The 13,754-nt window shown below is 70.8% G+C and carries 16 protein-coding genes; 10 read left to right on the top strand and 6 right to left on the bottom strand.

Features of this window, described 5'->3' with window-relative positions; translation table 11 throughout:
* Positions 1 to 49: 49 nt before the first annotated feature.
* A complete protein-coding gene (locus tag DEJ31_RS00075) occupies positions 50 to 2,092 on the bottom strand; it encodes an acyltransferase family protein (RefSeq protein WP_111120922.1) in 2,043 nt (680 codons plus the stop codon).
* Positions 2,093 to 2,209: 117 nt separating this feature from the next.
* Here DEJ31_RS00075 and DEJ31_RS00070 point away from each other — a divergent pair, with 117 nt between their 5' ends.
* Entirely contained in the window at positions 2,210 to 2,671 is a 462-nt protein-coding gene (locus DEJ31_RS00070) for a BLUF domain-containing protein (protein WP_111120921.1), read from the top strand.
* Between the two features lie 72 nt (positions 2,672 to 2,743).
* Positions 2,744 to 4,003: an APC family permease gene (locus DEJ31_RS00065; RefSeq protein ID WP_111044265.1), complete on the top strand. Its 1,260-nt coding sequence runs from the start codon at positions 2,744 to 2,746 to the stop codon at positions 4,001 to 4,003.
* Between the two features lie 7 nt (positions 4,004 to 4,010).
* On the opposite strand, the gene DEJ31_RS16800 is transcribed toward DEJ31_RS00065, so the two are convergent.
* Both DEJ31_RS16800 and DEJ31_RS00055 read right to left on the bottom strand, forming a co-directional pair.
* Positions 4,011 to 4,196, bottom strand: coding sequence for a hypothetical protein (locus DEJ31_RS16800; protein WP_146243074.1), 186 nt, complete (start codon positions 4,194 to 4,196; stop codon positions 4,011 to 4,013).
* Between the two features lie 227 nt (positions 4,197 to 4,423).
* Positions 4,424 to 5,185: an SDR family NAD(P)-dependent oxidoreductase gene (locus DEJ31_RS00055; RefSeq protein WP_110904576.1), complete on the bottom strand. Its 762-nt coding sequence runs from the start codon at positions 5,183 to 5,185 to the stop codon at positions 4,424 to 4,426.
* 238 nt (positions 5,186 to 5,423) lie between these two features.
* On the opposite strand from DEJ31_RS00055, the gene DEJ31_RS00050 reads away from it, so the two are divergent.
* Positions 5,424 to 5,807, top strand: a complete 384-nt coding sequence (locus tag DEJ31_RS00050) for a DUF2267 domain-containing protein (RefSeq protein ID WP_111044267.1) — start codon at positions 5,424 to 5,426, stop codon at positions 5,805 to 5,807.
* Between the two features lie 117 nt (positions 5,808 to 5,924).
* Here DEJ31_RS00050 and DEJ31_RS00045 read toward each other — a convergent pair whose 3' ends face one another.
* Positions 5,925 to 7,031, bottom strand: coding sequence for a fatty acid desaturase family protein (locus tag DEJ31_RS00045; protein ID WP_375537602.1), 1,107 nt, complete (start codon positions 7,029 to 7,031; stop codon positions 5,925 to 5,927).
* Between the two features lie 163 nt (positions 7,032 to 7,194).
* On the opposite strand from DEJ31_RS00045, the gene DEJ31_RS00040 reads away from it, so the two are divergent.
* From DEJ31_RS00040 to DEJ31_RS00015, 6 genes are all read left to right on the top strand, one after another.
* Positions 7,195 to 7,911, top strand: a complete 717-nt coding sequence (locus DEJ31_RS00040) for an alpha/beta fold hydrolase (RefSeq protein ID WP_111120919.1) — start codon at positions 7,195 to 7,197, stop codon at positions 7,909 to 7,911.
* A 49-nt stretch (positions 7,912 to 7,960) separates the two neighbouring features.
* Positions 7,961 to 8,986, top strand: a complete 1,026-nt coding sequence (locus DEJ31_RS00035; RefSeq protein WP_111120918.1) for an LLM class flavin-dependent oxidoreductase — start codon at positions 7,961 to 7,963, stop codon at positions 8,984 to 8,986.
* Positions 8,987 to 9,117: 131 nt separating this feature from the next.
* Positions 9,118 to 9,795 (top strand): DUF402 domain-containing protein, encoded by a 678-nt coding sequence (locus DEJ31_RS00030; RefSeq protein ID WP_146243073.1) that lies wholly within the window; start codon positions 9,118 to 9,120, stop codon positions 9,793 to 9,795.
* On the top strand, positions 9,792 to 10,388 hold the full coding sequence (locus tag DEJ31_RS00025) for a GNAT family N-acetyltransferase (protein ID WP_181433424.1): 597 nt from the start codon (positions 9,792 to 9,794) through the stop codon (positions 10,386 to 10,388). Before DEJ31_RS00030 ends, DEJ31_RS00025 begins: the two co-directional genes overlap by 4 nt.
* A gap of 50 nt (positions 10,389 to 10,438) precedes the next feature.
* Positions 10,439 to 10,720: a hypothetical protein gene (locus tag DEJ31_RS00020; RefSeq protein WP_111077931.1), complete on the top strand. Its 282-nt coding sequence runs from the start codon at positions 10,439 to 10,441 to the stop codon at positions 10,718 to 10,720.
* A 456-nt stretch (positions 10,721 to 11,176) separates the two neighbouring features.
* Positions 11,177 to 11,743 carry a DNA N-6-adenine-methyltransferase gene (locus DEJ31_RS00015; RefSeq protein ID WP_181433423.1) on the top strand — a complete coding sequence of 189 codons (567 nt, stop codon included), beginning with the start codon at positions 11,177 to 11,179 and terminating at the stop codon, positions 11,741 to 11,743.
* Between the two features lie 58 nt (positions 11,744 to 11,801).
* On the opposite strand, the gene DEJ31_RS16795 is transcribed toward DEJ31_RS00015, so the two are convergent.
* On the bottom strand, positions 11,802 to 12,218 hold the full coding sequence (locus tag DEJ31_RS16795) for a hypothetical protein (protein WP_146243071.1): 417 nt from the start codon (positions 12,216 to 12,218) through the stop codon (positions 11,802 to 11,804).
* Positions 12,215 to 12,727, bottom strand: a complete 513-nt coding sequence (locus DEJ31_RS00005; RefSeq protein ID WP_111120913.1) for a hypothetical protein — start codon at positions 12,725 to 12,727, stop codon at positions 12,215 to 12,217. The genes DEJ31_RS16795 and DEJ31_RS00005 overlap by 4 nt, the downstream gene beginning before the upstream one ends.
* 805 nt (positions 12,728 to 13,532) lie before the next feature.
* Here DEJ31_RS00005 and DEJ31_RS17400 point away from each other — a divergent pair.
* Positions 13,533 to 13,754 (top strand): hypothetical protein (locus tag DEJ31_RS17400; protein ID WP_220034834.1); only part of this gene is annotated, 222 nt, incomplete at its 3' end.

Here is a 13,754-nt window from a genome sequence, read left to right as displayed (position 1 = left end):
GCTTGGCAGCCACGGCGACGCTCGTCCGCCCGGCGCACGTCCGCCCGGCTCACCTCGCGCCGAGGGCCGCGTCCGTCCGCTGCCCGAGCGCTCCGACGAGCGTGGTGACGTACGTGCGGGTGAGGTGCTGCGAGTCGCGGTAGACGAGGACGTTGCCGATCACAGCGGGGCAGGCCCCCTGCGCGCAGAACGACGAGGTCATGTCCGTCACGACCGCCCCGGGTGTCGCCCGTGCTGCGGCGACGAGCCGATCTGCCGCAGCGAACGCCCGCCCGGTGCTGATCCGACAGGACCCCGGGTCGGCGCGGTGTTCGTCGACGCAGTGCTGCACGCCGCTGCCGACGGCCGGGGTGTCCGTGATCGCGACGATCCTCGCTCCGCGGTCGATGAGGGGCTGCCAGGAGGCTCGGTACCCGTCCCGCCCGCTCCTCGCCGGGTCCGTCCCCTCCGGTGCACCCCGGAGGTCGGCCCGAGCGGACGTGAACACGAGCGTGTACGGCGCTGCGGCCGCGAGGGACCGGTCGACGGCACGGTTCCACACGCCGCAGCGTCGTTCGTCCGCGGCGGAGACGTCACTCCAGCGGACGTGGGAGAACTCGCACCCGCCCTTCACCATGAGGTGCAGCTCCCATCCGCGCTGTTCGGCGAGGGCGATGAGGGCTGAGGACCACTGGTGTGCGTGGGAGTCGCCGATGAGCGCGACCCGGGTGCCACCATGGACGCCGACGACGCAGCTGCGGGCGTCGGTCGCCTCGGCCTGACAGTCGTCCCACGTGGGGTCCACGTCGTAGGCGGCGGTCATGGTCGACGGGGTGGTCCCGCGTCCGGGCTCCCCGGCGACCGCGCACCCACTCCCCGGCGCGATGGCGGCGGCACCCCAGCACCGGTCGCTGTCGGAGCGGAGTTCGGTGGCGAGGGCACGGTCCTCCCGGAGCTGCCCGGTGAGGGTGCCCCACCCGACGGCCGGGACGACGAGCACGAGGGCGGTGGCAGCGGCCACGACGGCGAGGGTGACGCGCGGTCGGTGGTGGGCGAGCCTCCCGGCCGTGACGGGTCGTTCGACGAGCACGGTGGTGAGGTGTGCCAGACCCGCGGCGAGGACGACCGTGACGGCGACACGCGCCGGCGGGGGCAGGTCGAGGGCCCGTGGGAGCAGGAGGGCGACCGGCCAGTGCCAGAGGTACAGGGCGTACGAGACCCGGCCGAGCCAGCGGACGGGTGCCAGGCGCGTGGCCCGGCCGAGGACGCCGGTCTCGGTCCGTCCCGCGATGACGAGGGCGGTGGCGGCGACGGGCAGGACGGCAGCCGTCCCCGGGTACACGACGGCGGGGGTGAGGAGGAGGCCGCAGACGACGAGCCCGAGCCACCCGGTCACGGCGAGGGCCGCCCGCACACGCGGGCCACGCACGGCACCGGGGGCGGCGTCGGGAGCGAGGGCGAGGATCGCGCCGACGCCGAACTCCCACGCCCGGGTGTGCGGCCAGAAGTACGCGGGTGCCGGGTCCGTGGTGGTGAGGACGGACGAGCAGGTGAGGGACGCGGCGACGACGACCACGACGGTGACGAGGACGGCGCGCTCGCCGGACCCTGGTCGTCGAACCACCCGCCACACCGCCAGGAGCAGCAGCGGCCACAGGAGGGTGAACTGCTCCTCGACGCCCAGGGACCAGAAGTGCTCGAACGGCGTGGACGGGTCCCCTGCGGCGAGGTAGTCGGTGCTGGAAGCGGCGAGCGCCCAGTTCTCGACGGCGAGCGCGCTGGCGGCGAGCTGGGCACCGAGGGTGGGCCAGTCCTGGCGTGGGGTGAGTATCACGGCGGCGGTCGCGGTGGCGGCGAGGACGAGGAGTGCGGCGGGTGCGAGTCGGCGTGCCCGTCGGGCCCAGAACGCGGGGAGGTCGATGTGTCCGGTGTCGCGGAGCTGGCGGAGGAGCTGTCCGGTGATGAGGAAGCCGGAGACGACGAAGAAGGCGTCGACGCCGACGAACCCGCCGCGGAGCCAGCCGAGGTCGAGGTGGTAGACGAGCACGAGCACGACGGCCACGGCGCGGAGGGCGTGGACGTCGGTGCGAAAGGGGGCCTGCTGCGTCGGCATCAGGGGCGACGGTAGGGACGCCGGGTGAACGGAAGGGGACGTGGGGCGGGTGCGGTATCCGGACTCGTGGAGTGGCCGCGGTTGACCGGTGCCGCGGATGCGGGGGATCGTGGATCGATGCTCTCCCTCGTCTACATGTCCATCGCCGCCGACGACCTCACCGACGCTCAGCTCGTCGCCCTGCTGCGTGAGGCGCGTCTGAAGAACGACGCCCTCGGTGTCTCGGGTCTGCTCGTGGCCAAGGACGGCCACTTCATGCAGGTCCTGGAGGGGCCGGCTTGGAGTGTCGAGGACCGGTTCGGCGCGATCCAGCGTGACCCGCGGCACCGGGACGTCCGTTCGTTGAGCCGCGAGGACATCGACGCCCGCCGCTTCGACGGCTGGTCGATGGCCTTCGGTAACCCGTCTGATGCGGAGCTCCGGGACGAGCCGGGGTTCAGTGACTTCCTGCAGCGCCGCGGTGGTCTGCCGGCCGGGCTGTCGGGTTCGCCGGCGGATTGGCTGCTGCGCTGGTTCCGTGGGCGGGAGCTGCGCGACACCCCGCTCGAGTCGGTGTCGGTCGGCCGTCACGCCGCCTGACCGCCTGGCCGCTTGGCCGCTGCACCGCACACGGAGCACGCCCTGTTCACCTGTCCTGGTCAGGATGGCCGGATGACCGCTCCCACGACCGGCTCCCTCGCGCGGCGTCTCCGGCTGCGGGACGCCGTCGTGATCGGGCTCGGCTCCATGATCGGCGCGGGCGTGTTCGCGGCGTTCGCCCCCGCGGCGTCCGTCGCCGGCAGCGGCGTGCTCGTCGCGCTGCTGGTCGCGGGCGTCATCGCGTTCTGCAACGCCACGTCGTCGGCGCAGCTCGCGGCGCAGTACCCGACCTCGGGCGGTGCGTACGTCTCCGGCCGGGAGCGCCTCGGACCCTGGGTCGGCTTCACTGCCGGGTGGGGCTTCGTGATCGGCAAGACCGCCAGTTCGGCGGCGATGGCGATGACGGTCGCCGTGTACCTGGTGCCCGAGGCCTGGCAGCGGCCCGTCGCGGTCGCCGTGGTCCTGTCCCTCACCGTGGTCAACACGCTGGGCATCACGCGGACGGCGTTCCTCACCCGGGTCCTCGTCGTGGTCGCCCTCGTCGCCCTGACCGTCGTGGTCGCCCTGGGGCTGGCGCACTCCGGGCCGACCGCGGACGACCCGGGCGTCGCCGCGACGCCGCTGGGGGTCCTGCAGGCTGCCGGCTTCCTGTTCTTCGCCTTCGCCGGGTACGCCCGCATCGCGACCCTGGGTGAAGAGGTGGTCGATCCGGCGCGCACGATCCCCCGGGCGATCACCACCGCCCTCGGGATCGCGCTCGTCGTCTACGCGTTGGTCGCGCTCGCCACGCTGCACGCCCTCGGGCCGGGAGGCACGGCCGCCTCGGCCGCGCCCCTCCGGTCCGTCGTCGCCACGGCCGGGCAGCCGTGGGCCGGCGTCGTCGTGCAGGTCGGTGCCGCCGCTGCTGCCCTCGGGGCGCTCCTTGCGATGATCGCGGGCATCGGGCGGACGAGCCTCGCGATGGCGCGGAACCGGGACCTGCCGGGGTGGTTCGCCGCCGTGCACCCGCGGACGGCGGTGCCGGCGCGTGCCGAGGTCGTGCTCGGTCTGGTCGTGTGCGTCCTCGTCGCCGTGACCGACCTGCGGGGGGCGATCGGGTTCTCGTCCTTCGGGGTGCTGCTGTACTACTTCGTCGCGAACGCGGCCGCCTTGACACAGGAGCGGCGGGACCGGCGGTACCCGCGCCTCCTGGCCGTCATCGGTGCCGCTGGGTGCGTCGTCCTGGTGGCGGCGTTGCCGTGGCCCTCGATCGTCGGCGGGGTCGTCGTGACCGCGCTCGGGCTCGTCTACCGAGCCGGGCGTCTCATCGCGCAGCGTCGCCGGCCCCGCTGAGGCTGCGTCAGGGTTCTTGCGATCCCTGGGCGTCCTCCTCGCTGGGGTCCGCGTCGGCGACGAGGGCGTCCTCGTCGGTGCCCGGGTCGTCCTCGGGCATCGCGTCCGAGTCCAAGGACAGGTCGTGCTGCAGACGCTCGGCCGTGACGGGTTCGCCGTCGACCATGGGTGCTCCCTCGTGGCTGTCGCTCATGCGGACAGCCGACTCCCGCGCGCCTGGGAGGCGTCGGAGCCGTGCCCGTGGGGCGTCGCGGACGGCCACCTCGATCCCCGCCGGCAGCGCCGCGGCCGCCGCGAAGGCGATGGGATCACCGTACCCGAACAGGAGCGCGTGTGCAGGGAGCGGCCACTGACCGAGCACCGGTGTCAGGAGTCGGTGGGGACGACGCGCCCGCTCGGACGTCTCCGCACCCGCTCTCGTCAGCGAGCCGTCCACCCTCCGTCGATCGGCAGCGCGGTCCCGGTGACGAGCGAGGCCCCCTCGCCGGCCAGGAACGTCACCGCCGCGGCGACCTCCTCCGGCTGCCCGATCCGGTGGAGTGCCGCGATGCGCTCGACCGTGTCGGTCCGGAACGCCGCGTCGGACAGCGCGGGAGCGGTGCCGTCCGTCTCGATGAAGGTCGGCGCCACCGCGTTCACCCGGATCCCGTACTGGCCCCACTCGACCGCCAGGCACTTGGTCAGGTGGATCACGGCGGCCTTGCTCAGGCAGTAGACCGACTCCCCCGGCAGGGCGACGAGCCCGGCCTGCGAGGCGACGTTCACGATCGACCCACCGCCGGCGGTCCGCATGTGCCGGGCGACGTGCTGCGAGACGAAGAACGTCGACTTCGTCGTGAGCGCCCACACCGAGTCGAAGTGTTCCTCGGTGACGTCGAGCGCGTCCTCGACGATGCCGCCGCCGGCGTTGTTCACGAGCACGTCGATGGTCCCGAGGTCGGCGATCACGTCGTCGACGGCCCGGCGACACGATGGCAGATCGGTGACGTCCATCGCCACGACTGTCACCCGGCGGCCCATCGCGCTGATCTCCGCCGCGAGCTCAGTGGCGGACTCGGTGTCGCGGACCCCGAGCGCGACGTCCGCACCGTTCGTGGCCAGGTCGAGCGCGATCGCCCGTCCGATCCCACGGGAGGCTGCGGTCACCAGGGCGACGGAACCGGTCAGGGTGGTGGGCTGCATGGCGTGTCCTTCACAGGTCGGGCCGCCGGAGGCGGTGCTGACGGGAGGCGCGGCTGGCGTCGTCGCCGCAGCCATCCTCGCGCAGACTGCCCAATCCCGGCCTGTGCGACCTCCGGGGACCGCGCGCGGTGGTCCGGGGCTCCTGGGAGTCCCGCCTCCCGCGTCGACGCTACAACCTGGGGGAGGCTCAGGGCAGGTGCGACGAACGTGGTGGGTCAACCGATCTCAGGAGGCCCGGATGGACACCGGACAGTTCGTCGACCTGGTCGCGCAGCGCGCGGACATCACCCACGTGCGGACGCGGGCGCGTCCGCTCACCGATGCGACCCTCAGCACCCTCGCCGAGCGACTGAGCGGTGGCGAGGCCGCCGCCGTCGCCGCTGAGCTGCCGGATGAGTTGCAGCACTGCCTGACCGGCGTGGACGAGGCGCCGGAACGTTTCGACGCGGACGAGTTCGTCCGGCGCGTGGCCGGGCGGGCTGACATCGACGAGTCGACCGCCCGCGAGGGCGCCCGTGCGGTGTTCGACGTCCTGCACGAAGCGGTGCCCAAGGGTACGTGGGAGAACCTGACGACACAGCTGCCGAACGACCACCTGACGGCGTTCGGGCTGTCGACCTGACCTGCGCCGTGCGAGACGCGCGGACCTGGAGCGGCTCCGGGAACGCGCCGAGCACCCGCCCCGACCACGGACGGGATCAGCCCGGTCGCGGGCCGCCTCCTCGCGGCCGACCCCTGGTCAGCTGATCCGGAGTTGCGACACCATCGGGCAGGTGAACGGGTCTCGCGCAGCGAGTCCGACGCGGTTCAGGTAGGCGACGACGATGCCGTAGGAGCGCAGCAGCGTGGTCTCGGTGTAGGGCACGTCGAGGCTGTCGCAGTGGTCCCGGACCAGGAGCCGTGCCTGCTTGAGGGCGGGGCGGGGCATCGAGGGGAACAGGTGGTGCTCGACCTGGTAGTTCAGGCCGCCCATCAGGAACGACACCCACCAGCCGCCGCGGATGTTGCGGGACGTGCGGACCTGGCGGGAGAAGAAGTCGACCTTCGCGTCGTGGGCGATGGTCGGCATGCCCTTGTGGTTCGGGGCGAACGAGGCACCCATCATCACGCCGAACACGGCCAGCTGCACCCCGAGGAACGCACACGCCATCCCGAACGGCAGGAACCAGAACACGGCGGTCAGGTAGATGCCGAACCGGGCGACGAGCAGGGAGCCCTCGATGACGCGGTGCCGGCGGTCCGCCGTGGTGCCGGTGCCGCTCACGACAGCGCGGACGGCGGACCAGTGCAGGTTGATGCCCTCCAGCGTGAGCAGCGGGAAGAAGAGCCATCCCTGGAACCGGGTGAACAAGCCCTTCAACCCGGTGACGGGAGCGTCTTCGGGGATGAAGGCGATGACGCCCGGCGCGATGTCCGGGTCCTTGCCGATCGTGTTCGGGTTGCCGTGGTGACGGGTGTGCTTGTTCATCCACCACGAGTAGCTCAGGCCGACGAGGAACGTGCCGACGTACCGGCCGGCCCGGTCGTTCCACCGCTGCGAGGCGAACACCTGACGGTGCGCGGCCTCGTGGGACAAGAAGGCGAACTGCGTGAACAGGACCCCGAGGACGCCGGCGACGATGAGCTGGAACCACGACTCGCCGAGGAACGAGAACGCCACCCATGCGAGGGCGAGCGTCCCGATCAAGGACCCGAACAGCGACCAGTAGAACCCGGTGCGGCGACGGAGCAGGTCGTGCTCCTTCACCTGTGCCAGGACCGCCGAGTACGTCGATGTGCTCGAGCCCCGTCCGTTCGTCGCGGGACGGGTGCGGGTGTAGCCCGACTGGACTGGGGTGGTGGTCAACGAGGGACCGACCTTCCGTCATCGTGGCCCTTCGACCAGCGCACAGGAGTTCACGCAATCGCGCTTGCGATGACGATATGGGTCGAAGATGCGAATCCACCGCCACCATGCGGAACTCATGGTGAATCGCCGCTGAACGCACCGGCCGTGCTTCGATGTGGGGATGCTGCTGCACGCCGAGACCACCGGAGCGGGACCCGAGGCGGTGGTGCTCCTCCACGGGATGACGGGCTCGGCGGAGAGCTGGTGGCGCATCACGGGCCTCCTGGCCGACCGCGGCGTCCGGGTGGTCGCACTCGATCTACCGGGACACGGACGCTCACCACGCTGCCCGACGATGACCGTGCCCGGTGCCGCAGCATCGGTGGCGCAGACACTCGACACGCTGGGCGTCCGGCCGACGGTCACGGTCGGGCACTCGTTCGGCGGCCTCCTGCTCGCCGTGGCCGTCGCGACCGGACGTCTTGATCCCGGCCTCGCGGTGTACGTCGACGCGCCGTTCGCCACCCGCGGTGGACACGACCGGGCCGAGGCGCAGGCCGAGTACGTGGCGGAGCGGGACAGCCGGACCGTGAACCGGCTCCGCGCGGACAAGCCGCACTACGGCGAGCGCGACTGCCAGGTGGAGGCGCTGGCCGCCTCCCGGTTCGACCCGGCGACGGCGGCGGCGATCGCCGCGGGTCCGGGCGGTTCGTGGCTCCCGCGTCCCGGCTCGTTCGTCGTCCGGGCCGACCCGAGCCACTACGTCGACGACGAGACAGCGGCGGCCCTGGCGTCGTCGGGGGTGGACGTGCGGAGCATCCCGGGGGCGGCGCACTCCGTCTGGTACAGCCACTTCGACGCGTTCGTGGCGGCGCTGCCGGAAGTGTTCGATCGCTGACGACCGCCGCGACGTGGTCGGGCACCTCGATGTCTGACACGATCGGCCCATGCCCCTCGACGGAACTCCCCCGGACCGTGTCGGCTTCCTGACCATCGGTTCGTTCGACCCCGCCCGCCCGTCCCTGGGCATCGAGGACACCCTCCGTGTGATCGAGCGCGGCGAGGCACTCGGGCTGGACGGCGCCTGGTTCCGGCATCGACACCTGCAGCACGGCATCTCCTCCCCCGTCGCGGTGATGGCTGCCGCGTCGCAGCGGACGTCGCGGATCGAGCTGGGCACGGCAGTCACCCCGATCGGTGCGGAGAACCCCTTCCGGCTCGCTGAGGACCTCGGCACGGTGGACGTGCTCCTCGGCGGTCGCCTGAACCCCGGCTTCTCCGCCGGACCACCGATGAACTACGACCTCTACCGCGATGCGATCTACCCCGACACTGCGGACCAGGAGGACCTCGGGCACGACCGTCTCCTCCGCTTCCGCGACCTGGTCCGCGGAGACCCCGTCACCGACACCGTCGAGCGGCGCGGCATCGAGGAGTTCTCGCGCACGGTGCAACCTCTCAGCCCCGGACTGGTCGATCGGCTCTGGTACGGGACGGGCAGCACACGGTCGGCCGTCTGGGCCGCTGAGAACGGGTTCCACCTACTGACGTCGAGCGTCACCCGCAGCGAGGTCGGCACCGACTTCGCCGCGAACCAGCGGGCCCAGATCGACGCGTACCTCGACGCGCACCCCGCTCCACACACGGCCCGCATCTCCCAGGGGCTCGTGGTGATCCCCACGGACAGCGCGACACGCGAGCAGGAGGAGCGCTACCGCCGGTACGTCGACTCGCGTTCCGGGCGGGTCGGGGTCCCGATCGGGCCCGCAGGGCTGCTCTTCGCCGCGGACCTCGTGGGCAGCTCGGAGGAGATCGCGGACCGCTTGCGTGCCGATGCCGGGTACCAGGCGGTCACCGAAGTCGCGTTCGCGCTGCCGTTCGACCTCGAGCCGGACGACTCCGCCCAGATCATCACCGACATCGCGCAGCGGCTCGGCCCGGAACTCGGCTGGAGCCCGACGGACGCCCGGTGACCTGACACGGAGGCCCGTCGCGCGGGACCGACGAGCGCGACGGTCCGCGGCTCACCGGGCGCCGCCGACCCGCCCGCCTCGCGCCGGTGCGATCCGTCTTCCTCGGTGCGACGGCCAGTACGGTCGGGGACATGGACACCAGCGCCCGTCCCGACAGTCGCAGCGAGCCGTTCGCCTCGGGCGACCCGGTCCTCCTCCGGAGCGTGCACGACTTCGGCGCCCGCGGTGACGCCGTCGCCTTCGCGGTTGCCGGCCGGGTCCTGGTCGACGACGACGACCTCGCCGTGGTCGCGAGTCCCATCGGCTCGGCGCTCCGACGTCGCGCCGGTGTCGGCAGCGGTCCGAACGGTCGCCTGGTCCTGCCGTCGGACTGGGACGGCTCGTACGTCGAGGACGGGTGGACGGGCGCGGCCGTCGTCCGCGTGCACCCGAAGGGCTCCCCCTGGTCCGTCTGGCGCTGGCACGACGGTTCCGGCTGGTTGCCGGACTGGTACGTCAACCTCGAGCTGCCCTGGGTCCGGACGCCGCTCGGGTTCGACAGCCAGGACTGGACACTCGACGTCGTCGCCACGACCGATCCGGACGGTACCTGGTCCGTCCGGTACAAGGACGAGGACGAGCTCGCGTTCTACGCCTCGACCGGCCATTGGCCCGAGACCATGCGCGCCGTGATCGAGCAGGCGGGCGAGGACGCGACCGCGGTCGCACGCGCGCGCCGCTTCCCGTTCGACGCCGACTGGACGGGCTGGGTCCCTGATCCCGCCTGGCCGGGTCCCGGACTGCCGACGGACTGGAGCGTGGTCCGGTGAGCAGACTGGAGGCCCGCCCAACGCAACCGACGCGGCCTGCGGTGCCGTGCCTCCCGGACGCCGTCCTCCCGGTGGACGCGACGACGGCGTTGACCGGGTTCAGCCTGGCGGACGGGCCGGCGCTCGCGGCAGCGGTCGCGGACCTCGAGATGCGTCGGTGGTTGCCGCTCCCGCGCCCGTACACGGTGCAGCTCGCCGGTCGGTGGGCGACCGAAAGCACCGAATCGATCCGTGCCAGCGGAGCCGGGCTGGTCCGCTGCATCCGGGTCGGGGGTTCCCTCGCCGGGTGCATCGACGTGAAGCGTGTCGACTGGCGCGCCTGCACGGCCGAGATCGGCTACTGGCTCGCGCCGGAATTCCGCGGTCAGGGTCACGCATCCGCTGCGGTGCGCGCGCTCTCGTCGTGGTTGCTCGACGTCCACTCCTTCGAGCGTGTCGAGCTCCGCATCGCGACAGGGAACTCGGCATCGGCGAGGGTCGCCTCCCACGCCGGGTTCGTTCGCGAGGGCGTCGCGCGGAACGCCGGGTTCACGGATGACGGCCGGGTGGACCTGGCGGTGTGGTCGCGCATCGCGGGAGAGGGGCGAGTCTGAGTCCGAGTGCTGCTCGCATCTCCGGTCCGAGGGCCAGTACGGTCGGAGCCATGGACAACGGCTGGCGCGGAGCTCTCGCAGCGATGACGATCATCATGTTCGCCGGGGCGATCGGGACGGGAGCGAGCGCGCTCGTCATCTTCTCCAGAGCGGGCGGAGACCTCGAGACGATCGCCGTGAACGCGCAGACCATCGTGTGGATGTCGAGCATCTGCGGGACGCTGCTCGTCGGGGCGTTCAGCACCCTGGTCTCGTGGCTCGCGGTCAGTGCCGTCGTCCGCGAGCACCAGAAGGACCGCGAGCAGGCCGCACGCCTGGCGAGCCACATCTGAAACTCGATCCGCGGTTCCCGTCCTGCACCGCACCGCTGGCACGGCGACCCCGGCGACAGACTGTTCTCCGATCACGTCGCCGTCGGAAGAGGTGAAGCGGCCGAGGAGGACGAGCGCGCGTTCCGGTGGGCCCTGCCGGGATCGAACCGACGACATCCACGGTGTAAATGTCCTTGTCCCTGGGCGCAGCCGGACCGGTAGGCAAGTAACCGCAAGCATCGCAGCTGTTTGAAGTCCGGTTCTTTGCGGTTGGTTGCCACCGCGTCCGCGTCTTCACCAACACCACACCGACACGCAGAAGCACCACCGCACACACCAGGACTCGCGGCGCCGGCGCCGAAGGCGGCGAAGGTCCGCGCGACGAATTGGCCGCGCCAGGAGCTCGACGATACCCGATTTGATCTGGGCTTTCCTTCATTGGAGATCCCGCGGCGTCGGGTCATGCATAGGGCGTGCATGACCAACGCAACCACCCACACCATCAAGGCCCACAGCGCTCAGACGTCGAACGGTGAGACCGCACCTTCTCGTCGTGGCCGCGGTTTCACGCACGAGTCGGGCCCGCACAACCCGAACATCGAGTGGTACACCCCGGCCGCCGTGTTCAACGCTCTGGGCGTCGAGTTCGACCTCGACCCCTGCTCCCCCGGTTCCGCTCTCTCGAACGTCCCCGCCGTGAGCTGCTTCACCATCGACGATGACGGGCTGACCTCCCCGTGGCACGGCATGTGCTGGGTGAACCCGCCGTACGACGACACGGACACATGGCTCGAGAAGCTGGCCGCACACGGCGATGGCATCGCACTCGTCTTCGCACGTACGGACACCAAGTGGGCGCACAAGGCGATGGCGTCGGCCGACGTCGTCTGCTTCACCGCTGGCCGCATCAAGTTCATCAACGGCCGGACGGGCCGGCCGCAGGGGTCGCCTGGCGCGGGGTCGATGTTCCTGGCGTGGGGAGAGCGAGCCGCGAGAGCGCTCCGCCAGGCCGACCTCGGGCTCTGCTTCTTCGTTCTGAGCTGACCACCGGCTGACCCAGAGGCCCTCGATGCGACTTCGCATCAAGGGCCTCTTCGCGCGCTCACATCACGTCGAGGATGCCAGCGCGCTCCAGCATCAGGAGCATCTGCACGACGTTCGGCCCCACCCGCTCCACCGAACCCATCGGTAACGGGGCACCGTGCAGCTGCGCGACGGTGAGGTAGAGCGCCGGCTTGCCGACCCACCGCTCGGGGAGGTCGGATTCGAACCGCTCCCCCTTCGGCGCTGTGTAGATGGCCAGCTCCTCTACCCTCATCGACGCGGCGCCATGACGTCGATGCACGCGCTCCCAGTGTTGCAGTTCGGCGTGCTGTGCTCTCTGGGCGACGGCAACCATCAGCTCGACGCTATTCGAGGCACCCGGCAGCAGGTGAACCAGCGCGGCTCGCGGATCATTGAACAGCAACCAGTCTCCGCTGATGTGGACGAGGGTGTGGGCTGACGGCTCGGCGGTCACGACGGCGGCCTACGCCGTCCCGCACGAATGTCGGCGAGGTAGTCGAGCGGTTGTTGCAGCGACCACAGCGCATCGAGCAGGTGGCCATCTTCCGGCATTGCCCAGCCGAGGAGAGCGGTGGCCTCAGCGGCTGAGAAGATCTCGCCTGCCCGGACCACCGCGGTCCAACCAGCGCGGATGTGGACGCGCCGGACCTCGTCGGGCGCATCCCGCTTCGCAACGCGCGCGTACTCCCCAGTCCCTTCCGGCGGGATGACGAGCTCAACGATCAGCCCGACGCCGCGACCCAGCGTGAGGACCTGTGCGCGAACGCGGACCTCCGCGTCTTCGTCAGGCCCGCTGCGGTACTCGATGAGCATCGGCTCGCCAGCGGGCAGCGACGACGAATGTGCATCGACGGTCGACCGCAGGCACGCCCACGAGATGGCTCGCCACGTACCGCTGCCCGATTGCAGGACGGAGAGAGTCTCGGCCGCGAGGTGCTGCTTGGCCTCGGGGTAGCGGCTCATGCGAGGCCCATAGCTGTCGGCGCCATCGCGCGTGGCACCTCGGTTGGTCCTGATCGGTTCACGAGAGGTGTATGCGCGGACTGCAAGACGAGAGTGCGTACGGACGGACTGACGACGGCATCGGATCTCGTGTTGATCCTCCACACGCGGTGGGTCCGCAGACCGATGGTCCCAATGCGCCGCGGGGGGCTGAGTTCATCACGCCCACGTCTATGCGGCGAACCGCGGCGTCGACGCGACTTTCCCGGTGATCGGCGCGATCTGGGCAGTATGGAGCATGCGGCGACTTGCCCCTGCTCGACGAACGAACGGGATCGTCAAGTCGCCGCAGATCGCCGCTAGCAAGCCGATCGGAAGGGGTAGGAGACCCCTTGACTTGAAGACTTATGTATTTGGTAGATATAGAAGAAGAAGAAGTAGTAGTTCGACCCTAGATCCCCATACCTATATACCTCCCAAAGGGTCTATAGCCGTACCTCCCCGCACCGGGTACGCAAGGAAGCCGGGCAAGGTATGCCCAGGTCAAAACGGCTTTTCATCGACTTTCGTGGCGCGTGACGGGCAAGCAGCATCCGTCCGGAACGACGGTCGGGCACCCAGGATGCACGTCCGGATCCCGTGCTGAGTTGGTCTATCAGCCCCCTGCCTCCCTGATGACGGTGGCTGCAACGCGCCAGCATCGCCGTCGAGGGATGGAACCGAAACACAGGTCAGCTCAGCCCGTCTTGGTCACTCCGAGATTTTCGCCGCATAGGTGTGTGTGGACAGCAAACAGCCTGTCCGTCCACCACGAGGAAGCGAACACATGTCCACCATCAACCAGCCAACCACCAACGGCGCAATGTCACTCCGAGAGCTCGCGGGAGCGGCCGACGTCACCATGGGCACCGTGTACGCATGGAACGCCAAAGGCATCTGTTCCGCCCCGGGTCTGATGGAGGCTCTCAATCCACGGGAGGATGAGAGTCATGGGAGCACCGAGGAAGTACCCGGAGGAGCTTCGGGAGCGAGCGGTCCGACTCGCGGT

It is taken from the genome of Curtobacterium sp. MCPF17_031 (genome assembly GCF_003234035.1).
Lineage (GTDB): Bacteria > Actinomycetota > Actinomycetes > Actinomycetales > Microbacteriaceae > Curtobacterium.
This window is presented reverse-complemented; position numbering and strand designations above follow the sequence as displayed.